The organism is Sphingomonas sp. Leaf37 (assembly GCF_920939475.1).
Lineage (GTDB): Bacteria > Pseudomonadota > Alphaproteobacteria > Sphingomonadales > Sphingomonadaceae > Sphingomonas.
In genome coordinates this window covers 1049266-1070412 of the sequence record NZ_CAKLAX010000001.1, presented here as the reverse complement: position 1 = coordinate 1070412, position 21147 = coordinate 1049266, and the positions used below count along the sequence as shown (strand labels likewise).

General features: G+C 66.6%; 22 protein-coding genes, 1 tRNA gene and 1 pseudogene. 17 read left to right on the top strand and 7 right to left on the bottom strand.

Annotated elements, in window-relative coordinates; translation table 11 throughout:
• Nucleotides 1-123 precede the first annotated feature (123 nt).
• Nucleotides 124-1239, bottom strand: a complete 1116-nt coding sequence (locus LRA87_RS05095; protein ID WP_230629685.1) for an NAD-dependent epimerase/dehydratase family protein — start codon at nt 1237-1239, stop codon at nt 124-126.
• A 231-nt stretch (nt 1240-1470) separates the two neighbouring features.
• On the opposite strand from LRA87_RS05095, the gene LRA87_RS05090 reads away from it, so the two are divergent.
• The 3 genes from LRA87_RS05090 to LRA87_RS05080 are packed head-to-tail and all read left to right on the top strand — an operon-like array spanning nt 1471 to nt 3787.
• On the top strand, nt 1471-2070 hold the full coding sequence (locus tag LRA87_RS05090) for a histidine phosphatase family protein (protein WP_230629683.1): 600 nt from the start codon (nt 1471-1473) through the stop codon (nt 2068-2070).
• Entirely contained in the window at nt 2067-2864 is a 798-nt protein-coding gene (locus LRA87_RS05085; protein ID WP_230629681.1) for a TIGR04290 family methyltransferase, read from the top strand. The genes LRA87_RS05090 and LRA87_RS05085 overlap by 4 nt, the downstream gene beginning before the upstream one ends.
• Nucleotides 2861-3787 (top strand): glycosyl hydrolase, encoded by a 927-nt coding sequence (locus LRA87_RS05080; RefSeq protein WP_230629679.1) that lies wholly within the window; start codon nt 2861-2863, stop codon nt 3785-3787. The genes LRA87_RS05085 and LRA87_RS05080 overlap by 4 nt, the downstream gene beginning before the upstream one ends.
• A gap of 2 nt (nt 3788-3789) precedes the next feature.
• Here LRA87_RS05080 and LRA87_RS05075 read toward each other — a convergent pair whose 3' ends face one another.
• Nucleotides 3790-4284, bottom strand: coding sequence for a DUF1003 domain-containing protein (locus LRA87_RS05075; RefSeq protein ID WP_230629677.1), 495 nt, complete (start codon nt 4282-4284; stop codon nt 3790-3792).
• Nucleotides 4285-4298: 14 nt separating this feature from the next.
• Here LRA87_RS05075 and LRA87_RS05070 point away from each other — a divergent pair, with 14 nt between their 5' ends.
• The 3 genes from LRA87_RS05070 to LRA87_RS05060 are packed head-to-tail and all read left to right on the top strand — an operon-like array spanning nt 4299 to nt 7759.
• Nucleotides 4299-5306, top strand: coding sequence for an MDR/zinc-dependent alcohol dehydrogenase-like family protein (locus tag LRA87_RS05070; protein ID WP_230629675.1), 1008 nt, complete (start codon nt 4299-4301; stop codon nt 5304-5306).
• A 13-nt stretch (nt 5307-5319) separates the two neighbouring features.
• On the top strand, nt 5320-6336 hold the full coding sequence (locus tag LRA87_RS05065; RefSeq protein ID WP_230629673.1) for a Gfo/Idh/MocA family protein: 1017 nt from the start codon (nt 5320-5322) through the stop codon (nt 6334-6336).
• Nucleotides 6317-7759, top strand: a complete 1443-nt coding sequence (locus LRA87_RS05060; protein ID WP_230629672.1) for a phospholipase D-like domain-containing protein — start codon at nt 6317-6319, stop codon at nt 7757-7759. Before LRA87_RS05065 ends, LRA87_RS05060 begins: the two co-directional genes overlap by 20 nt.
• Before the next feature lie 118 nt (nt 7760-7877).
• Here LRA87_RS05060 and LRA87_RS05055 read toward each other — a convergent pair.
• A tRNA-Leu gene (locus tag LRA87_RS05055) sits at nt 7878-7962 on the bottom strand.
• Nucleotides 7963-8040: 78 nt separating this feature from the next.
• Here LRA87_RS05055 and LRA87_RS05050 point away from each other — a divergent pair.
• A complete protein-coding gene (locus LRA87_RS05050; protein WP_230629671.1) occupies nt 8041-8265 on the top strand; it encodes a hypothetical protein in 225 nt (74 codons plus the stop codon).
• A 10-nt stretch (nt 8266-8275) separates the two neighbouring features.
• Here LRA87_RS05050 and LRA87_RS05045 read toward each other — a convergent pair whose 3' ends face one another.
• Nucleotides 8276-9784 (bottom strand): YifB family Mg chelatase-like AAA ATPase, encoded by a 1509-nt coding sequence (locus tag LRA87_RS05045; protein WP_230629669.1) that lies wholly within the window; start codon nt 9782-9784, stop codon nt 8276-8278.
• Nucleotides 9785-10067: 283 nt separating this feature from the next.
• On the opposite strand from LRA87_RS05045, the gene rpmH reads away from it, so the two are divergent.
• The 8 genes and pseudogenes from rpmH (at nt 10068) to dapE (ending at nt 15889) form a co-directional block, all read left to right on the top strand.
• Entirely contained in the window at nt 10068-10202 is a 135-nt protein-coding gene (rpmH, locus tag LRA87_RS05040; RefSeq protein WP_017978410.1) for a 50S ribosomal protein L34, read from the top strand.
• A gap of 23 nt (nt 10203-10225) precedes the next feature.
• Nucleotides 10226-10579 (top strand): annotated as a pseudogene (gene rnpA, locus LRA87_RS05035) (ribonuclease P protein component); the annotation flags it as partial.
• Nucleotides 10576-10788: a membrane protein insertion efficiency factor YidD gene (gene yidD / locus LRA87_RS05030; RefSeq protein WP_230629666.1), complete on the top strand. Its 213-nt coding sequence runs from the start codon at nt 10576-10578 to the stop codon at nt 10786-10788. The pseudogene rnpA and the gene yidD, both read left to right, overlap by 4 nt.
• Before the next feature lie 19 nt (nt 10789-10807).
• A complete protein-coding gene (gene yidC / locus LRA87_RS05025; RefSeq protein WP_230629665.1) occupies nt 10808-12514 on the top strand; it encodes a membrane protein insertase YidC in 1707 nt (568 codons plus the stop codon).
• Nucleotides 12511-13176, top strand: coding sequence for a ribosome biogenesis GTP-binding protein YihA/YsxC (gene yihA / locus LRA87_RS05020; RefSeq protein WP_230629663.1), 666 nt, complete (start codon nt 12511-12513; stop codon nt 13174-13176). Before yidC ends, yihA begins: the two co-directional genes overlap by 4 nt.
• Nucleotides 13177-13266: 90 nt before the next feature.
• Entirely contained in the window at nt 13267-14049 is a 783-nt protein-coding gene (locus tag LRA87_RS05015; RefSeq protein WP_230629662.1) for a hypothetical protein, read from the top strand.
• Between the two features lie 51 nt (nt 14050-14100).
• Complete coding sequence (locus tag LRA87_RS05010; RefSeq protein ID WP_230629659.1) at nt 14101-14763, top strand: glutathione S-transferase family protein; 663 nt, start codon at nt 14101-14103, stop codon at nt 14761-14763.
• 10 nt (nt 14764-14773) lie between these two features.
• Nucleotides 14774-15889 carry a succinyl-diaminopimelate desuccinylase gene (dapE, locus tag LRA87_RS05005; protein ID WP_230629657.1) on the top strand — a complete coding sequence of 372 codons (1116 nt, stop codon included), beginning with the start codon at nt 14774-14776 and terminating at the stop codon, nt 15887-15889.
• 149 nt (nt 15890-16038) lie between these two features.
• On the opposite strand, the gene LRA87_RS05000 is transcribed toward dapE, so the two are convergent.
• From LRA87_RS05000 to LRA87_RS04990, 3 genes are all read right to left on the bottom strand, one after another.
• The gene (locus LRA87_RS05000) at nt 16039-16626 is read right to left on the bottom strand and encodes a Smr/MutS family protein (RefSeq protein WP_443024829.1); all 588 of its coding nucleotides are present in this window, start codon (nt 16624-16626) and stop codon (nt 16039-16041) included.
• Nucleotides 16577-17938 (bottom strand): murein transglycosylase A, encoded by a 1362-nt coding sequence (mltA, locus tag LRA87_RS04995; protein ID WP_230629655.1) that lies wholly within the window; start codon nt 17936-17938, stop codon nt 16577-16579. The genes LRA87_RS05000 and mltA overlap by 50 nt, the downstream gene beginning before the upstream one ends.
• A gap of 238 nt (nt 17939-18176) precedes the next feature.
• Nucleotides 18177-18827, bottom strand: coding sequence for a Tim44/TimA family putative adaptor protein (locus LRA87_RS04990; protein ID WP_230629653.1), 651 nt, complete (start codon nt 18825-18827; stop codon nt 18177-18179).
• Between the two features lie 197 nt (nt 18828-19024).
• Here LRA87_RS04990 and secB point away from each other — a divergent pair, with 197 nt between their 5' ends.
• Together secB and murJ are read left to right on the top strand one after the other, a co-directional pair.
• Nucleotides 19025-19543, top strand: coding sequence for a protein-export chaperone SecB (gene secB / locus LRA87_RS04985; RefSeq protein ID WP_230629652.1), 519 nt, complete (start codon nt 19025-19027; stop codon nt 19541-19543).
• 25 nt (nt 19544-19568) lie between these two features.
• Entirely contained in the window at nt 19569-21146 is a 1578-nt protein-coding gene (murJ, locus tag LRA87_RS04980; protein ID WP_230629650.1) for a murein biosynthesis integral membrane protein MurJ, read from the top strand.
• Nucleotide 21147 lies beyond the last annotated feature (1 nt).

Sequence of the window (21147 nt, the reverse complement as noted above, 5' to 3'; positions counted from 1 at the left end):
GGCGAACGCCGGGACCCATGGACCCGATCGGCCTGCGATGGTGGCACTCAGCAGTGGCACCCCCTCCATGGGTCCCGGCGTTCGCCGGGATGACGAAGGGGGTGTGGGTGGACGGGTGCGGCGTCACGCGACCAGCCCCCGCTTCTCCAGCTCTGCTCTCGCCTGCCCGACATTGTCCTCGGCGGTCTGTTCGCCGACCCATTCGGCCAGTTCCGCCAGCCCTTCGATGAAGTCCTGCGTCGCCCGGAACCCGATCCGCTCCTCGGCGAGGCTGGTGTCGCAGAAGCAATGGCGGATATCGCCGATGCGCGCCTTGCCGACGATCTCGGGGCGGATGTCGTTCTTGCCCATCGCCTTGGCCAGCGCCTCGGCGACCTCGGTCACCGAGCGGTCGTGGCCCGAACCGATGTTGAACGTCTGGTCGACCGCCTCCGGCAACACCAGCGCATCGGCAAAGGCGCGCGCTACGTCGGACACATGGACGAAGTCGCGGCGTTGCTCACCATCCTCGAAGATCATCGGTTGCTGCCCGTTGAGCAACCGCGACGCGAAGATCGCCAGCACGCCGGTATAGGGGTTGGAGAGCGCCTGCCCCGGTCCGTAGACGTTGAACAGGCGCAGGCAGACGCCCTCGATCCCGTACGGCTTCGCCATGATGTGCGTCGTGCGCTCCTGCACGTATTTGTTGAGCGCGTAGATCGAGGCGAGGCTGGGTCGCTTCCATTCCGGCGTCGCCACCGGGGTCAGCGTGCGACCCTGCGCATCGACCGGGTCCCAGTTCGCCATGCCGTCGCGCACCGCGCCACGCTCCGCATTCTCGACCAGCGCACCGTCGGCGTCGCGGTACAGCCCCTCGCCGTAGATCGACATCGACGAGGCGGTGACGACGCGGCGCACCGGGTTGTCGATCAGCCGTTCGAACAGCACCGCGGTGCCGACGTCGTTGGTCGAGGTGTAGCGCTCGACCTCGTACATCGACTGGCCCACGCCGACCTCCGCGGCGAGGTGGATGACGCTGTCGATGCCCTGCAAGGCACGCGCGACCGCGTCGCCGTCGCGAACGTCCGCCTTGATCAGCTCGACCTCGCCGTTGAGCAGCGGCGGCCGGTCGACATGGCCGTGAACCTGCGGGATCAGGCTGTCGAGTACGCGGACCCGGTTGCCGCGGCGGAGCAGTTCGTCGCCGACGAAGCGACCGATGAAACCGGCGCCGCCGGTGATCAGGACCGTCTCGCTCATGCCGACTGACCCATGTTGATGATCGAGGTCAAGGACAGGTTGCGGCTGTTGGTGTCTGTTCGAAGCATCCGGTGCCCAGCCCTCTCGTATGGACAATCGCTACGAGGGTGGAACGAAGGTTCTTCTTCTTTGTTCCTAGGAGCTTGAGGTACAAACCTCTTAACCGATGTTAAGCTGGCAAGTTGGTGTTTCGCCATCGACTCGCCGGCGTTTCTGGACAAGGGCGCAGAGTTGACGGCGACGTTCCTCCTCATCCGGCATGCCGCGCATGTGCACCTCGATCGCCGTCTGTCCGGGCGGATGCACGGTGTGGCGCTGAGCGGCGAAGGCCATGCGCAGGCCGCTGCTCTCGGACGGGGCCTGCGCGGCGAACGGATCGACCGGATCGCCTGTTCACCGCTGGAGCGCACCCGCGACACTGCGGCGGCGATCGCGGAGGCCTGCGGGCTGGCGGCTCCGATCCCGGTCGAGGCGCTGATCGAGATAGACATGGGCGACTGGACCGGTGCCGCCTTCGGCACGCTGGCAGGGCCGGCATGGGACGACTGGAACGGATCGCGTGGCACCGCGCGGATTCCCGATGGGGAAACAATGGCCGAGGCTCAGGCGCGGATCGTCGGCTATATGCACGCGGTCGCCGCGGCTGAGGATGGCGCGGTGATTGCGCTGGTGACACATTCCGACATGATCCGCGCTGCGGTCGCCGACGCGATCGGATTGCCATTGGATAATCTGCTGCGCTTCGATGTCGCGCCGGCCTCGGTCAGCCGCGTGGTGTTGGGCGATTGGGGCGCGCGGCTGTTGAGCTTGAACGAAAGGGTGGCTGCATGACGCCGGATGTCTTGCGTGCCGAGGTGGAGCGCCTCGGCCCGTGGTTTCACAACATCGATCTGGGGCACGGCATCGAGACCGCGCCGGAGCATTTTCTGGGCGATTATCCGCGATTCAAGTTCGCGCGCTTCGCCGACGCGCTGCCCGCCGATCTGACCGGCAAATCGGTGCTCGATATCGGCTGCAACGCCGGCTTCTATTCGGTCGAGATGAAGCGGCGCGGGGCGGATCGCGTGCTCGGCATCGACAGCGACGACCGCTATCTGGCGCAGGCGCGGCTGGCGAGCGCTGCGCTGGGCTTCGACGGCGTCGAGTTCCGCAACCTGTCGGTCTACGATGTGGGTGCGCTGGGCGAGCGGTTCGACCTCGTGATCTTCATGGGCGTGCTCTATCACCTGCGCCATCCGTTGCTGGCGCTCGACTTGATCCGCGAGCACGTCGCGGGCGACCTGATGCTGTTCCAGACGATGCAACAGGGATCGCGCGAGGTGTATCCGGTGCCGGCTGACCACCCGTTCCACATGCCGGGGACACATGAACCGCCGCCGTATTTCGACGAGCCGGGCTATCCCAGAATGCACTTCATCGAGCGCGAGTTCGCGCACGACTGGACCAACTGGTGGGCACCCAATGCAGCGTGCAGCGCGGCGATGCTGCGCGCATCGGGCTTCACCATCGAGGCGCAGCCGGAGAGCGAGGTCTATCTCTGCCGGGTCGCGCCGGTGCCTTACGCAGAATTCGGACCCGCAGCGGTCTACCCCAGCACGGGGCCAAACAGGGGGAGCGACGCATGATCGAAGCGGCGATGATCTGGAACGAGCCGAACAACAAATCGCATTGGGACCCGGAGGTCGATCCCGACTGGTCGCTGTTCGCCGACACGGTGATCCGCGCTGGCAACGCGATCCGGGCGATCAACCCGGCGGTGACGCGGGTCCTCGGGGGAATGAGCCCGATCGATCCCGAATGGGTCAACCGGATGCGCGGCCATGGCGCGCTCGATGCGGTCGACGTCGTCGCGGTGCACGGCTTCCCGCTCGACTGGAACCTGTGGCCGATCCATGCCTGGCCCGACAAGATCGCCGAGATCGAGGCGGTGTGTCCTGACAAGCCTATCTGGGCCACTGAAGTGGGCGTCGGCAGCTTCGGGGCGGAGGAGGTGCAGGAATTCGGGGTCCGCCGTACCGCCGAACTGCTGCTCGACCGCGTCGACCGCGTGTTCTGGTATTCGCTGTTCGACCTGCCGCACGCATGGGGCGCGACCACCCGTCATCGCGAGGCGGAGGGGTCGAGCTATTACCGCCATTTCTACATGGGCCTGATCCGCGAGGACGGCACGCCCAAGGCGTCGCTGGACGTCTATGCCGAGGTCGCGGATCGCATGGGGCTGATGCAATGGTTCCACTATCAGGACCCGCGGCTGGATGGGGCGGTGGCGTGGATGAAGCGGCTCGGCACGAAGCGGCTGCGCACCGGGCTGAGCTGGGCGGACAGCTTCCGCCCCGATGCGATCGACTGGTTCGACCGGCAGATGGAGGCGTTGCAGGACTTCGACGTCACCGTCACCTTCTGCTTCACGCCCGAACATCTCGGCATCCAGCCGCACCATACCAGCGCGGCGAAGGACCCGCAGCAATTCGCCGATTTTTGCGCGTGGATGATCGATCGCTATGCACCTGCGGGCGTCTCATCCGTGCCGCAGATCGCGGCGGCGTGACGTCAGGCTTTTTGAGCTTCGAGCGCGTCGAGCACGCGTTCGGGCTCCACGTCGGTCTCGATCTCGCGGTCCTCGACCGGCACGTCGAGCCGTTGGGCAATTCGGCCGACCAGCGCGGCGAGGCGGGTCAGTTCGTGTTCGGCGAGCAGGTTGATGTGCAGGTCGAGATCGGCGCGGCGATCGGCTTGTTCGGCCATGCGGTTCTGGCTGATGAGGACGAAGGTGGAGAGGAAGATCGCTTCCACCGACGCTTCGGACGCCAGAATGACGAACGTCGGATCGAAACGGGGAATGCCCGGTATCCAGCCGAGGTTGGCGACGATCCACAGGCCGTAAATGGTCAGATGGATCGCGACGAAGGTCATCGATCCGGTGAAGCGCGTGATCCGATCGGCGATACGCGCCGGCAGCGGTGCGGCACGGCGTTCGGCACGTGCGCGATCCGCGAGCGCGGCGATATTATCGCGCAAGGTCGTCTGCATCCCGGGATCGCTCATGGAATCAATAAGACATGGAAGATCAGATGGTTGCAGGAATGATGCGCGCTGCGGTGCTGGATGCGCCGGGCGCGATGCGGGTGGACGGGGTCGCAGTGCCTGAGCCGGGCGCGGGCGAGATACGGTTGAGGCTGGAGGGTTGCGGCGTGTGCGCGTCGAACCTCGAGCCATGGGCCGGGCTGCCCTGGGTTACCTACCCCGGCGAGGCCGGCGGACTGGGACATGAAGGCTGGGGGCGGATCGATGCGCTGGGCGCCGGGGTCGAGGGGCTGAGCGTCGGCGATCGCGTCGCCGCCCTCTCCTACCGTTCGTTCGCGGAATACGATCTGGCGAAGGCGGACATGGTCGCCAGACTACCCGCCGCACTCGATGGCCAGCCGTTTCCGGGGGAGCCGCTGGGCTGCGCCTTCAACATCTTTCGACGCAGCGACATTCGTGCCGGCCAGACGGTGGCGATCGTCGGTATCGGATTTTTGGGCGCGGTGCTGACCCGGCTCGCCAGCGATGCCGGCGCACGGGTGATCGCGATCTCGCGCCGGCAGGAAAGCCTCGACCTCGCGACGCATTACGGCGCGGCCGAGACGATCCCGGTGCACGATCACTGGCAGATCATCGAACAGGTGAAGGCGCTGACCGGCGCAGCGATGTGCGAGCGGGTGATCGAGGCTGTCGGCAAGCAATGGCCACTGGACCTCGCCACCGCGCTGATCGGATTCGGGGGCAAGCTGGTGATCGCGGGCTATCATCAGGACGGCCCGCGCCAGGTCAACATGCAGGACTGGAACTGGAAGGGCATCGACGTCGTCAACGCGCACGAACGCGATCCGGCGGTGCAGATGCGCGGGCTGCACGAGGCGATCGATGCGGTCGCGAGCGGGCGGTTCGATCCGGCACCGTTGTACACGCACCATTATCCGCTGGAACGGCTGGGCGACGCGCTGGACGCGACACGGGACAAGCCCGGCGGGTTCGTGAAGGCGCTGGTGGACATGACATCCTCCCCGGCGGGCACGGCATCGTAAAAGGAACATCCGCTTGAACATCCCACGCTTGGGCTTTCTCGGCACCGGCTGGATCGGCCGTCACCGGATGGAGGCGATGGTCGCCACCGGTGCGATCCGGGTCGGCGCGATCTGCGACCCGTCCCCGGACTGCATCGCGGATGCGGTCGCGCTGGCCCCGGATGCACGAATCGTTTCGTCGCTGGACGACATGCTCGCGCTCGGCCTCGACGGCGTAGTCATCGCGACGCCGTCCGCACTGCACGCCGAACAGTCGATCGCCGCGTTGCAAGCCGGCGCCGCCGTATTCTGCCAGAAACCACTCGGTCGCTCGGCAGCCGAGGCGCAGGCTGTGATCGACGCCGCACGCACCGCCGATCGCCTGTTGGGCGTCGACCTGTCCTATCGCCACACGGCTGCGATGACGGCGATAGCGGATCGCGTCCGTAGCGGAGCGCTGGGCGATATCTTCGCGATCGACCTCACCTTCCACAACGCATACGGACCGGGCAAGCCGTGGTTCTTCGACCCCGCGCAATCGGGCGGCGGTTGCATCATCGATCTCGGCGTCCATCTGGTCGATCTGGCACTCTGGACGCTGGACTTCCCGACCGTCGGGAACGTCGAGGCGACGCTGCTCGCGCAAGGCAGGCCATTGCAGTCCGGATCGGTCGAGGATTACGCCACCGCACAGTTCAGGGCCGGCGACACGGCGGTCCGCCTCGCCTGCTCGTGGAATCTGCACGCCGGCCGCGATGCGGTGATCGAGGCGGCCTTCTACGGCACCCGCGGTGGTGCGGCATTACGCAACGTTTCCGGTTCCTTCTATGACTTCACGGCGCAGCATTTCACCGGTACGCAGGCGATCACGCTGGCCGAGCCTCCCGATCCATGGGGCGCCCGGTCCGCTGCCATATGGGCGGAACAGCTTGCTGCTTCCTCCCGTTTCGACCCCGCCGCGGAGCAGTTCGCGCGCAGTGCCGAGGTGCTCGACCGCATCTATGGCCGACAGGAAGGACTGAACGCCCAAGATGCTCGACCCCGGCCGTAACGTCTGGCGTATCGAACGTGCCGATCGCCTGTCGGTGATCGTCGATGCGGACCGCTATTTCGGAGTCGCGCGCGAGGCGTTCCTGCAGGCGAAGAAGCGGATCATGCTGGTCGGCTGGGATTTCGACGCGCGCATCCGGCTGGTCGGCAGCACCGGCACGACCGAGGGGCCCGAAACGGTCGGCGACTTCCTGTACTGGCTGATCGAACGCAATCCGGAGCTGGAGCTGTACCTGCTGCGCTGGGACGTCGGCGCGATGAAGGCGGCGTTCCGTGGCAGCACGGTGTTCACGGTGCTGAAGTGGATGCGGCACCCGCGCATCCACGTGAAGCTGGACGGGCATCACCCGACCGCATCGTCGCACCATCAGAAGATCGTCTCGATCGACGATTGCCTCGCCTTTTGCGGCGGCATCGACATGACCGCGGAGCGATGGGACACACGGGCGCATCGCGACGACGACCCCGGCCGCAAGCTACCCGGCGGCAAGCCGTACAAGCCCTGGCACGATGCGACGACCGCGATTACCGGCCCGGCCGCCGCGGCGCTGGGCGAACTCTGCCGTGATCGCTGGCATCTGGCCGCGGGTCATACGTTGCACCCGGTCGAGGGCGGCGGCACCTGCTGGCCGGCGTCGCTGGAGACGACGTTCGAGGACGTCGAGCTGGGGATCGCGCGCAGCCAGCCCGAAATGCCGGGCGAAGCGGCGGTCACCGAGGTCGAGGCGCTGTTCATCGACCAGATCAGGGCAGCCGAGCGCCACATCTATTGCGAGAGCCAGTATTTCGCATCGCGCCGGATCGCCGAGGCGATCGCTGCACGACTGGACGAGCCTGACGGGCCGGAAATCGTCATCGTCAATCCGCTGACCGCGCAGGGCTGGCTGGAGCCGCTGGCGATGGACACCGCCCGCGCGCGTCTGGTCGAGACGCTGCACCGGCGCGACAAGCATGACCGGTTCCGGCTGTACCATCCGTTCACTCGCGGCGGCACCGCGATCTATTGCCATGCCAAGATCACCATCATCGACGATACGCAGCTGCGCATCGGATCGGCCAATATCAACAACCGCTCGCTGCGGCTCGACACCGAATGCGACGTCGTGCTGGATACCGAACGCCACCCCGGCGCCGGGCTGGAAGCGAAGATCGCGGCGACCCGCCACGACCTGATGGCCGAACACCTCGACGTTGCGCCGGAGCGCGTCGCGCAGTTGATGGAGCAGACGGGATCGCTGATCGAGACGATCGAGCGGCTGCGTGGACCCGGCCGATCGCTGCGGCCATACGAGGTCCCGGATTTGGACGGCATCGAGAAATGGCTGGCGGACAACGAGGTACTGGACCCCGAAGGTCCGGGCGAGATGTTCGAGGCGACGACCCACCGCGGCCTGTTCCGGGGGCGGCTGCGCAAGCGCCGCTGATCGGTACGGCAAGTTTGGGTCAGGCCGCCGCCGTCGTGGAGCGGTGGCATCGCCATCGCCGGCCCGATCGCTCCGGGTCGGCGGTGCCGGCCCACGATATCGTTCATCGATGATGGAATGGTGCCCCTGGCCGGACTTGAACCAGCATGCCTTACGGCGTTCGATTTTGAGTCGAATGCGTCTACCAATTTCGCCACAGGGGCAGCGAAGGCTTGCCGGGTAGCCGTTCGCCGACGGCATCGCAAGCATGCAAAGCCGCAAAATATACGAAACGGTCCGGCTTGATCCATGTCGTTGCGCCGATGAGCCGGTCCGTGTTTAGCGTGGAAAGCTCGATACGGGTTTCCGGAACAATGACGGCAGATAAGATGGGCGAACGTGAATCACTGCAGGAGCAGTTGGTGCGTGCGCTGGAACATGCCGATGCGAGCGGCGATTTTCTGATCGCAGCCTTGCTGAGCCAGTGCCTGGCGCTGATCAAGGAGCGAGAGGCCGCCACGCACTAGGCGCCCCGCCTCAGTTCGTCGGGCTTTTGCGACGATAGCTGAGTGCCTCCGCGATATGAATGCGGCCGATGGTCCCGGCCCCGCCCAGATCGGCGATGGTGCGCGCGACCCGCAGCACCCGGGTATATCCCCTTGCCGACATCCGCATCGCCTCTGCCGCCTGCGCCAGCAGTCGGCGGCCCGGCTCGTCCGGCGTCGCGACCCGGTCGAGCAGCGCACCGTCCGCGTCCGCATTGGTCCGCGCCGTTTCTCCGGCATAGCGGATCGTCTGGATCGCGCGCGCGGCGGCGACACGGGCCGATACCTCGGCCGAACCCTCGGCGGGCGGCGGCAGGACGAGGTCGGCGGCGCTGACGGCGCCGACCTCGACATGCAGATCGATGCGGTCGAGCAAGGGGCCGGATACTTTCGCCTGATAGTCCGCCGCGCAGCGTGGCGCGCGGGCACAGGCAAGGCTGGCGTCGCCCAGATGGCCGCAACGACATGGATTCATGGCGGCGATCAACTGCACGCGCGCGGGAAAGGTGACGTGCGCATTGGCCCGCGCGACACTGATCACGCCGGCTTCCAGCGGCTGACGCAACGAGTCGAGGACGCCGCGCTGGAATTCGGGCAGCTCGTCGAGGAACAGCACGCCGAGGTGCGCGAGGCTGACTTCGCCCGGCTTCACCTTCAACCCGCCACCCGTCAGCGCCGCCATCGACGCGCTGTGATGCGGGCTGCGGAATGGACGGCTGCGTGTCATGCGGCCGTTCGCCAGCGTGCCTGCGACCGACTGGACCATCGAGACCTCCAGCGCCTCGGCCGGATCGAGCGGCGGCAGGATGCCCGGCAGGCACGACGCCATCAGCGATTTACCCGCGCCGGGCGGGCCGATCATCAGCAGGTTGTGACCGCCCGCCGCCGCAATCTCGAGGGCACGCTTGGCGACCTCCTGTCCTTTCACCTGACGCAGGTCCGGGCCCTGCACGACATTCTCGACCTTGCCCGCGATCGGCGCGGAGAGCAGGCCATGCCCCTTGAAATGGTTGATGAGCGCGAGGAGGTCCGGCGCGGCAAGCACTTCTACCGACCCCGCCCAGGCCGCTTCCGACCCTTGCGCCGCAGGACAGATCAACCCCCTGCCCCCCGCGCCTGCGTGCAAGGCGGCAAGCAACACGCCGGGTGACGATGCGATCCGGCCATCGAGCCCCAGTTCACCGACAACGACATAGTCCGCCAGCGCCTCGACATCGATCACGCCCATCGCGCCCAGCAAGGCCAGCGCGATCGGCAGGTCGAAATGCGATCCCTCCTTGGGCAGGTCGGCGGGCGACAGATTGACGACGATTCGCTTGGGTGGCAGCGCCAGTCCCATCGCGGACACGGCGCTGCGAACGCGTTCGCGACTTTCCGCAACCGCCTTGTCGCCGAGGCCGACGACGTGAAACGCCGGCAGACCGGGGATGAGCTGCACCTGCACCTCGACACCCCGCGCCTCCAGTCCCAGATACGCCACCGTCTGGACGATCGCCGCCATGTCTTTCCTCCGCTGGCACGACCCATAGCGGCTTTACGTAGGTCTGGAATGGACCAAAACATCTTTCTGCGACCGCCTTGCAGAGGTAATACACCCGTCCCACTTTCACGGGATGATGCAAGCAGCCATCATGATGGACAGCACGTCGGGACATGGCCGATCTGGTCCCCCTGCAGAACGGATCGGCTCGCGTTGACTTGCGTGCCGCCTCCCGGTATGCGCGCCCCATCAAGGCCGTCCTGCGTGGCGGCCATTTGCTATTTCGACGATCAGGGAATGAATCATGAAGCGGACCTTTCAGCCGAGCAACCTGGTGCGTGCACGTCGCCACGGCTTCCGCTCGCGGATGGCGACGGTCGGCGGCCGTGCGGTGATCCGCGCTCGTCGCGCCCGCGGCCGCAAGAAGCTGTCGGCGTAACCGTCTCGACGCTCTCGCTTCGTCGCGATTTCCTCGCGGCGAATGCGGGCAAGCGGGCGCCGATGCCGGGATTCGTCCTGCTGGTGCGCGACCGCGACGATGGTGACCCCGCGATGCGCGTCGGTTTCACCGTCACCAAGAAAGTGGGCAACGCCGTCGTCCGGAACCGCATGAAACGGCGGTTGCGGGCGTTGGCGCGTGAGCTGTTGCCGGTCGGCGGCATTCGCGGTGCGGATCACGTGCTGATCGGCCGCGACGGTGGCATCGAGCGCGATCATGCGGCGCTGAAGGCCGAACTCGGCAAGGCCTTGGCCAAGATCACCCGCGGCGAAAGCGCTCCCGCCCGTCCGCGTCCACCGCGAAAGCCGAAACGGTGATCGCGAAGCTGCTGATCCTGATCGCGCGCGGCTGGCAATTGGGGCCATCGGCGGTGATGCCGCCCACCTGCCGCTATCAGCCATCCTGTTCCGCCTATGCAATCACCGCCCTTCGCCGCTATGGCGCGGCAAAGGGCGGATGGTTGGCGGCGAAGCGGATTGCGCGCTGTCATCCCTGGGGCGGGTACGGACCCGATCCCGTCCCTTGAGCTACGACGGGGCAAGACCTTGAACAAAGAACGCCAGAATTTCGTCCTGTTCGCGGTCATCGCCGCGCTGATCCTGTTCGCGTGGCCGCTGATCCAGGGCAAGTTCTTCCCCGTCGCGAACCCGCCGGTGACGAAGATCGTCAACGGCAAGTCGCAGCCGATTCCGGCGCGGACCTCTGCCGATCCGACTGCCGACGCGCCGGGTGCGGTGCGCAACCGTCAGGTCGTGCTCGGTGAATCGCCACGTGTCCGCATCAGCACGCCGACGCTGCAAGGCTCGATCAACCTCAAGGGCGCGCGCATCGACGACCTCGTGCTGGTCAAGTACAAGGAAACGATCGCCAAGGATTCGCCGCCGATACGCCTGCTGTCGCCGGCCGGCGCGCCCGAGGCGTATTTCGCGGGCTTCGGCTGGCGCGACGATGGCCTGAAGCCGCCTGCCGCCGATGCCGTATGGACGGCTTCGGCGCAGCTGCTCGCGCCCGGTCGCCCGGTGACGCTGACCGCCGCCAACGCGACCGGCCAGCGCTTCGCGATCGAACTCACCGTCGACGACCAGTATATGTTTACCGTCAAGCAGACGGTGCAGAACGCCGGCGCCGCGCCGGTGCCGGTCGCGCCTTATGGCTACGTCAACCGCGTCGGCGTGTCGAAGGACCCCGGCACGTGGCAAATCCACACCGGCCCGATGTCGGTCCATGGCGGCGGTGCCGATTACGGCGTCAAGTTCGACGAGCTGGACGAGGCGCCCGTCAAGTTCACGACGACGGCGGGCTGGCTCGGCTTCACCGACAAATACTGGCTGACCGCACTCGTCCCCGACCAGTCGGCGCAGTTCGACGGCCAGTTCCGCAGCGGCGCCAACAAGGCGTATCAGGCCGATTATGCCTTCGCTCCAAAGCTGCTGCCGGCCGGTCGGGCATTGACCCAGACCAGTCGCTTCTTCGCGGGCGCGAAGGAAGTGAAGGCGCTTCAGCATTATGAGAACGACGCCGCCGTCGCCAAGCTCGACAAGGCGATCGACTGGGGCTGGTTCGAAATCGTCGAAAAGCCGATCTTCACCTATCTCGACTGGCTGTTCCGCATGGTCGGCAACTTCGGCGTCGCGATCATCCTGCTGACGGTGACGATCCGCGGCCTGATGTTCCCGATCGCACAGCGCCAGTTCGCCAGCATGGCCAAGATGCGGGCGATCCAGCCGAAGATGAAGGCGATCCAGGAGCGCTTCAAGGACGACAAGCCGCGCATGCAGCAGGAGGTGATGGGCCTCTACAAGACCGAAAAGGTCAATCCCGTCGCCGGCTGTCTGCCCACCCTGCTTCAGATCCCGATCTTCTATGCGCTGTACAAGGTGCTGATGCTGACGATCGAAATGCGGCACCAGCCGTTCGTCGCGTGGATCAAGGATCTGTCCGCGCCCGATCCGCTGACGCCGCTCAACCTGTTCGGCTATCTGCACTTCACCCCGCCGCACATGATCGCGATCGGCGTCGTGCCGATCATCCTCGGCATCTCGATGTACTTCCAGTTCAAGATGAACCCGGCGCCGATGGACGACACCCAGAAGCAGGTGTTCGCGATCATCCCGTGGGTGCTGATGTTCGTCATGGCGAGCTACCCGGTCGGCCTGCAGGTCTACTGGATCGCGTCGAACTTCCTCGCGATCCTGCAACAGCGGGTGCTGTACGCCCGCCACCCCGACCTCAAGACGGCGCCCGCGAAGTGAGCGAGGACATCGTCACCCCGGATGACGAAGGCTTCACGCCGGAGTTGATCGAACACGCGCGCAAGACGTTCGCCGGGCCGATCAGCTTCCTGAAGTCGGCACCGGCGCTGGAGCATCTGCCCGCGCCGATCGTGCCGGAGGTTGCGTTCGCCGGGCGTTCCAACGTCGGCAAATCGTCGCTGCTCAACGCGCTGACCGGGCGCAACGGGCTGGCGCGCACGTCGAACACGCCAGGCCGGACGCAGGAGCTGAACTTCTTCGACGTCGGCCTGCCGCTGTCGTTCCGGCTGGTCGACATGCCCGGCTACGGCTTCGCCAAGGCCCCCAAGGACGTCGTCAAGAAGTGGCGCTTTCTGGTCAACGACTTCCTGCGCGGCCGCGACACGCTGAAGCGCGCGTTGGTGCTGATCGATTCGCGGCACGGCATCAAGGAGGTCGATTGCGACATCCTCGAAATGCTCGACAAGGCGGCGGTCAGCTATCGCCTCGTCCTGACCAAGGCGGACAAGGTGAAGGCGACCGAACTCGCCGACGTCATGGAAAGCGTCGCTGCCGAGGCGCGCAAGCGCCCCGCCGCCCACCCCGACATCCTCGCGACGTCGAGCGAAGGCGGCATGGGCATTCCGGAACTCCGCGCAGCGGTGCTCGAAGCGATCGGCTAACCCGCGCAACCTTCCGGTTCAGTCATCGTACATCCGCTGCGTGGATGATCATCTCGCCGCGTACGGGCGGCGGATACCGGGAGAACGTCGATGAATACGGCATTGCTCTGTCTCGCCTCTGTCGCGGCATTGGCCGCCGGCATACCTGTAGCCCTTGCGCAGACGGCACCGACCGCGCCGCCATCCGCCGTTCCTGCGACCCCGAACATCTTCCCCGGCACGGTACCGATGCGTTCGCCGATCGTGCCGCGCACGTTCCTGCCGCTGAACGGTTTTCCCGGCTCGGGTACGTTCGCGCAAAGCAAATATTACCAGCAGACCTACGAACTCGCGCAGCAATATGGCCGATGCGCGACGAACGTCAGTCCGACGCGGGTCCGTTCGCTGTTGCAGACTTCGCCCAACACCCGAACCGAGCTGACCGAATTGCGCCAGCTCGTCGGTGTTTCGAAGGGATGCCTGCCCTACGCCTATCGTCCGCCGGTCGTGTTCCTGCGGGGTAGCCTGGCGGAGGCGATGTACAAGCGACAGCCGGTCGGCCGGGCGTTGCACAGCGCCGGCACCACCCAGTCGGACCTGGACGCGTTTCAGGCATCGGAATGGGCGCGAAGCAAGGCACGCCTGCCCGACGACCGTGCCTATACCGCGATCGCGAACTGCCTCGTCGTACGGGCCCCCGGCGCCGCCCGCTCGGTCCTGCTCAGCGATCACGGATCGACGGCCGAGCGGCAGGCGGTGAAGACGCTTGTCGCCTCCGCACCCGGCTGTTCGACATCCGGAGCGTTTCCGCCGACCGCAGGCACCAGCTTCGTACGGGCCTACCTCGCGGAATCGGCGCTGCGCTGGGCGGAATTCGGGCAGCGGCAAGGCTGATCGTTACGAAGATGACTTACGTGCCGCGGGACGATCCACTAGACCCGCGGCATGAAGCTGATCATCGGTAACAAGGCCTATTCCTCCTGGTCGCTGCGTGGCTGGCTGGCCTGCAAGCAATCCGGCCTGCCGTTCGACGAGGTCGTCGTTCCGCTCTACGATGCCGAATGGGATCGCCGCCGCGAGGGCGCGGAATTCGCACCCTCGTCGGGCAAGGTGCCGATCCTCTGGGACGGCGAGGCAGTGGTGTGGGACAGTCTCGCGATCGTGGACTACCTTGCCGACAAGGTCGGGCGCGACCGCTTCTGGCCGAAAGACGAACCCGCACGTGCGATGGCGCGATCGATGGCAGCGGAAATGCACTCCAGCTTCACGGCGCTCCGTCGAAAGCACGCCATGAACATCCGGCAGGTGTTTCCGGCCAGCCGCCCCGACGACGATGTGCTCGCCGACCTCGGCCGGATCATGGAGCTCTGGGCACAGGCGCGCGCGCGCTGGGGTGGAGACGGAGCATTCCTGTTCGGCCAGTTCGGCGCAGCGGACATCATGTTCGCGCCGGTGTGCACCCGCATCATCTCCTATCAATTGCCGATCGCCCGCTTCGCTGCGGCCTATATCGACGCCGTCATCCAGCACCCGTGGATGCAGGACTGGGTCGCCGGCGCGCAGGAGGAGGATTGGGTGATCCAGCAATACGAGCCGCCGTCGGCATGAGGTCGCCCCGTTGATCGACGTTCTCGCGCTGACGCAGGCCCTGCTACGGGCGGACAGTGTGACGCCGGCCCGCGGGCGCGTATTCGACGTGCTCGAATCCGCACTGGTGCCGATCGGCTTTACGGTGGATCGCTTCGTCGTCGGCGAACCGCCCGATGGCCCTGTCGAGAACATGATCGCGCTGCGCCCGGGCGGGGACCGGCATCTGGCGTTTGCCGGTCATGTCGACGTCGTGCCCCCCGGCGATGGCTGGACCGGTTCGCCCTGGTCCGGCGACGTGCACGGCGGCCTGCTACACGGGCGCGGCGCGGTGGATATGAAAGGCGCCGTCGCCGCTTTTGCCGCAGCCGCCTCGCGTGCGACGGGCCCGACGCTCAGTATGCTCATCACCGGCGACGAAGAGGGTCCGGCGACCTATGGCACGCCGGTATTGATCGAACGGATGGCGGCGCGCGGCATCGCGCCCGACCTGTGCCTCGTCGGCGAACCCACGTCGGTGGCACGTCTCGGCGACATGGCGAAGATCGGCCGGCGCGGATCGGTGAACATCTGGATCGACGTACCCGGCCGGCAAGGTCATGTCGCCTACCCGCACCTCGCCGACAATCCGGCAGGCAAGCTGGCGCAGGCGCTGGCGGCATTGCAGGCTATGGGTCTCGATCACGGCAATGCGTGGTTCCAGCCTTCGAACCTGGAGATTACCGACATCACCGTCGGCAATCCCGCGCACAACGTTATTCCGGCACGTGCCAGCGCCCGCCTCAACATCCGCTTCAACGACGAACAGCGCGGCGCGGACCTGATCGACCGGGTCCGTGCGATCGTCCACGAACACGCCCCCGGCGCAGTCGTCGAGGGTAAGGTTTCGGGTGAGGCGTTCCTGACCGAACCCGGCGCATTCACCGCGCTGATGAGCGCAGCGATCGAGGTGCAGACCGGGCTGGTGCCCGAACTGTCCACCTCGGGCGGCACCTCCGATGCGCGGTTCCTGTCGAAGCTCTGCCCAACGGTGGAATTCGGCCTGATCAACGCGACGATGCATCAGGTGGACGAGGCGGTCGCCGTCGCCGATCTGGAAACGCTGACGGCGATCTACGCCGATGTCATCGTACGACTGACGACCTGAACGGTCCTCCCCCACCGGGAGGAGGAGGCACGTCGAACGCGCGACGGACGGGGAGGTTGGCTTCGAACCTCGTTATCAGGGCATTCCTCCCCTCCACCATTCGGCCGCACCGAGTGGTCTTCCTCCTCTGGCGGGGGGATCGGGGAGGGTCACCGCCCGCGCCGCAGCACGATGTACAAGGCTCCCTGCCCGCCATGCCGCGGATGCGCACCGCGCACCGCGGCGATCGCATCGGCATGCCGTGACGCTGCCAGCCAGTCGGCGATTGCAGCGCGGATCGCACCACGCGCGTGCGGCCGTTCGCTCTCCGGCCGCGGCGGCTTGCCCGTCACCAGCAGCAACACGCGATCCCCTCGCGCGATCGCCCGTGACAATCCCTCGTCCAGCAAGGCATGCGCCGATGACAGGTTATGCCCGTGCAGATCGATCGAGCTATCCGGGCTGACGATCCCGCGTGTCAGCTTCTTGTCCCAACTGCCATCGAGCGTATTCTGTCGCGCTGAGGGCACGGCCGCGACCGGCTTCGATGGGACCGGTCGCGCCGCCGCGATTGCGCGAGTAAGCGCCTTCGATGGTTTGGTCGCTTTTACCGGCACGGTCGGAGCGGCAACGGGCTTGGGCCGCACGACCGGCACCGGTCGCAACGGCTTCACCGTCGCCATCACCCGCGCCCACAGGTCGGCCTCGTCAGCGTTGAGCTGGCGCACCGGCCCCCGCTCCATATTGCCCCGCGCCATATTGAACGCCCTGCGTGCGGGCGAGCGTTCCCGTCGGCAGCAGCAGGAATGCCGTGCCCCGCGCCGCCATGCCGCCTGCCGTGGCCTCCGCGGTGGCGCCGGCGCCCCAGAAGGTATCGAACCGGTTGCTGCCCTTGATCGCACCGCCGGTATCCTGCGCCACCCACAATCCGCTGGCGTCCTGCCGGTCCATCGACAGGAACACCGGCGCACCGAGCGGCACGTATTTCACGTCCGCGGCCGCGCTCACCCCGCCGTTGACGACATAGCCCATCGCACCCACCGGGGGCGTGTTCAGCTCGCGGAAGAACACGAAGCTCTTGTTCTCCTGCATGATCGCCCGCCCCTCGGCCGGATGCGCATGCAGCCAGGCGACGATCCCCTGCATCGACGTCTGGCCGGGCTGCAACAGTCCGCGCGCCTTCATCAGCGCACCGATCCCGGTATAATCGCGGCCGTTCTGCGTGTCGTAACCGACGCGCATGATCTCGCCGTTCGGCAGCCGCAGGCGCCCCGATCCCTGGATCTGGAGGAAGAACACCGCCGCCTCGTCCGCGCCCCAGGCAAGCACAGGTGCCTTGCCATCCAGCACACCGGTGTCGATCGCCGCGCGATCGTAATAAGGGACGAGGTTGGTGCCCGATACGCGTCCGCGGATCTTCTTGCCTTTCAGCGCGTCGCTGAACTGGCCGAGATCGACGTCGACCAGATCGTTGGGTCGTGCGTAGATCGGCACCTCGTATCCTGCACGACGCTCCCGCGAGGCGGCGATTTCGGGTTCGTAATAGCCGGTGGCGAAGGCCTTGCCATCGCCGACCTGCACCGCCTCGAAATAGCGGATGAAGAAGTCGCGCGCACTGCCGCGCGGCACGCTCGCCGCCGCGGCGCAGGCTTGCTGCCAGTCGGCACCGCGCGTCAGGCCGGAGGCATCGGTGCGTCGCATCAGGCCGGGGCAGCTCGACAGGAACGCCAGTCGTGCCGATTCCGCCTGCGCATCGGTGATCGGCAGCGCATCGACCGACGGGCCGGGAACGATGCCGGCACTCGCTGCGGTGGTCGCACCTGCATGTGCGATCACGGGCGCCGCCAGCATCGGCACCGCAGCTTGGATCCGCCCATCGAACCCGCGCCCGCTGGCAATCTGCTGACCGGGGGCGCTGGGGCGAGGGGCCGGACGGCCCGGCGGAGTGGCAGCATCGCGAGACGGCTGCCCGATGGATGCGTTGCCAGTGGCGAGTGGCACGACGCGCCCGCCGCAAGCGCTGAGGACAAGGGCCAGCGCGATGCTGGCGAATATGCGATTACCGGTCATCGAAGTCCCCGTGTGTCCACCGAACGGCGGATGGCCTCGTACAAGGCTCTGCCCAAGCATGCCCGTGGGGACAAGGACTTGTTTGCCACTCGTCTCCCCTCGCGGGCAGAGCGGCACCGCAATGCGGCAACCGGGAAAAGGTAAGCTTTAAAATTGGTCGCCTGGGAAGACGCCGTCTGAACCGCCCCTTCGGCAAGGTGCCCCTCCTGCGCTAACGCGAAGGAGGAACGACCTCAGCCTACTCCTCGTCGGTGTCTGCCAGCTTCCAGTTCGGATCGCGACTCTTCAGCGTCCGGGCGAACGTCCATACGTCGTGCGTCTCGACCGCATCGGTCAGCGACCCGGCGATCACGTTCCCCTCGGCGTCCCGCGTCACCGCAGCGATGTCGGCGTCGAACCGCATCGTGATCCGGGCCTCGCGTCCGTCGAGCGAAGCATCCGATATCACCGCGCGCTCGATCGACACCAGCCGGTTCTCGAGCGTCTCGCCCGCCTCGCGGCGCGCCGCGATGGCTTCGCCGAACGCCTGCACGACATCCGGTTCGGCAAGATCGGCCAGCGCCGCCTCGTCGCCTGCCCAGAAGGCCTCGAGAGTCATGCGATATGCAGCCTGTGCGCCGCCGATGAACTGGCTGACGTCGAAGCCCTGCTCGCCCGCGATGATCGCGCGCAGGCCGGCTTCGGCGCGCGGTTCGATGTTGCGGCTGACCGGATCGCGTGCCTCGGGCGCCGCATCGATCGGACGCGGGGCGACCGGAACGGCCGAGGGGCGATCCTCCGCCGCGCGCGGCAACGGCTGTTGTTCGTGGCCGGTACGCTTGCCGAGCACGCTGTAAAGACGCAGCGCCAGAAAGGCCGCCACCATCGCAAGAAGAACTACGTAGAACACCGTGCCTCCGATCCTGACCGATACATAGGCCGAATGCCCCTTTTATTCAAACCACACCTGTTTCACCCGCCGTTGAAACTCCGGGCAGGCGCTGCTAGGCGCGGGCGCCATCGGCATCGAACGCCCGACGGGCTGCTTCGGTCCCCATCTTTCCGTTTCATTCCCCCACCTTTCCGCTTCATCTCAAGGATCATACCATGGCCGACCAGGACAACGGCACCACGATCGACACGCAGCCGATGACCAACGGCGAAGACACCGCGCCGGCGGCCGGCCTGATCTCCCAATACGTCAAGGACCTGTCATTCGAGAACCCGAACGCACCGGCGATCTTCCAGAACCCGAACCCGCCCGCGATCGACGTGCAGTTCAACATCGGCACTGCGCAGGTCGGCGAGGAGGTGCACGAGGTCCTGCTGAAGATCGATGTCAAGGCAGAGGCCGATGGCCAGACCGCCTTCATCGTTGACCTGACCTATGCGGGTCTGTTCGGCCTGCGCAACGTGCCCGCCGACGCGATCCAGCCGTTCCTGCTCGGCGAAGCGCCGCGCCTGCTGTTCCCCTTCGCACGCCGTGTCCTCGCCGATTGCGTTCGCGACGGCGGCTTCCCGCCGCTGCTGCTCGAGCCGATCGACTTCGCGCAGCTCTACCTGCAGCAGGCCGACCAGAACGGCGGCGGTGGCGCGTTTCAGGTCGGCGACATCGGTCACGCCTGATCCATAAGGCGGGGGGCGAACACGCGTGAACCTGACGAAGGCGCTCGGCTCGGTCGGCGGGCTGACGCTCGCCAGCCGGATACTGGGCTTATTGCGCGATTCGCTGTTCTTCCGCTTCGTCGGGGCAGGCTTCGCCTCGGACGCATTCATGATCGCGTTCCGCCTGCCCAACCTGTTCCGCGCCCTGTTCGCGGAGGGCGCCTTCTCCGCCGCCTTTATCCCGATGTTCAACCGCAAGGTGGCGGAGGGTGACAAGGCGGCGGAAGGCACCGGCATCGCGAACGGCATCGCCTTTGCCGAAGACGCGCTGTCGATCCTGCTGCCGATCCTGATCGTGATGATCGCGGTGATGGAGGTCGCCGCGTGGCCCGTCACTTACGCGCTGTCGGGCGGGTTCAACGGCGTCGATCCGAAGCAGTTCGACTTCGCGGTCCAGCTTGCGCGGCTGACCTTTCCCTATCTGCTGTTCATCAGCCTCGTGTCGCTGCTCGGCGGCATCCTCAATTCGCTGCACAAATTCTGGGTCAACGCCGCTGCGCCGATCCTGCTGAACGCGACGCTGATTGCGGCTTTGCTGTTCTTCCACGACGACGTGCCGCTGCTCACCGCGCGCAACCAGGCGATCGCCGTCACCGTCTCGGGCGCGCTCCAGTTGCTGTGGCTCTGGTACGCCTGCCGCCGCGCCGGGGTAACGCTGCGGCTCAAGCTGCCGCGGCTCGGTCCCGACGTGAAGCGGCTGATGGCGCTGATCGGTCCTGCGGCGGCAGGCGCGGGTGCCGTGCAGATCAACCTCGTCGTATCGACCGCGCTGGCCGCGAGCCTGCTGCCGTCGGGTTCGGTGTCGTACATCTATGCCGCCGACCGGCTCAACCAGCTGCCGCTCGGGCTGATCGGCATCGGCCTCGGCACCGTCCTGCTGCCGACCATCTCGCGCCTGCTCGGCCGCGGCGAAGAAGCCGCCGCGATGGCGACGCAGAACCGTGGCATGGAGCTGGCACTGCTGCTCACCCTGCCCGCCACGGTCGCGCTGGTGATCTGCGGCACCCCGATCGCCGCGGCGCTCTTCCAGCACGGCAAGTTCGACGCCACCGACACGGCGTTCACCGCCCAAGCGCTCGCCGCCTTCTCGATCGGCCTGCCGTCCTACATCCTCGTAAAGGTGCTGACGCCGGGCTATTATGCCCGCTCGGACACGAAGACGCCGGTCCGCTACGCCACCATATCGATGGGCGTGAACCTCGCCCTGAACCTCGCGCTGATCGTGCCGCTGAAGCACATGGGCCCTCCACTCGCCACCGCGATTGCCAGCACGGTCAACGTCGCCTTGCTCTACCGCACGTTGGCGAAGCGCGGCCAGTTCGTCCCCGACGCCCAACTGAAGCGCCGCGCGCCGCGCCTGTTGGTCGCCGCACTGCTGATGGGCGGCGTCATGTTCTTCCTCAACGACCTGTTCCAGCCCTACACCACCGGCGCGAACCTCGCCCGCTGGGGCGCGATGGTCGTGCTGGTCGGCACCGGCATGCTCGTCTATGCCGCTGCGGTGTTCGTGACCGGGGCATTACGCCCGGCGGACATCCGCCAGCTTCTCCGTTCCAAGTCCTGAA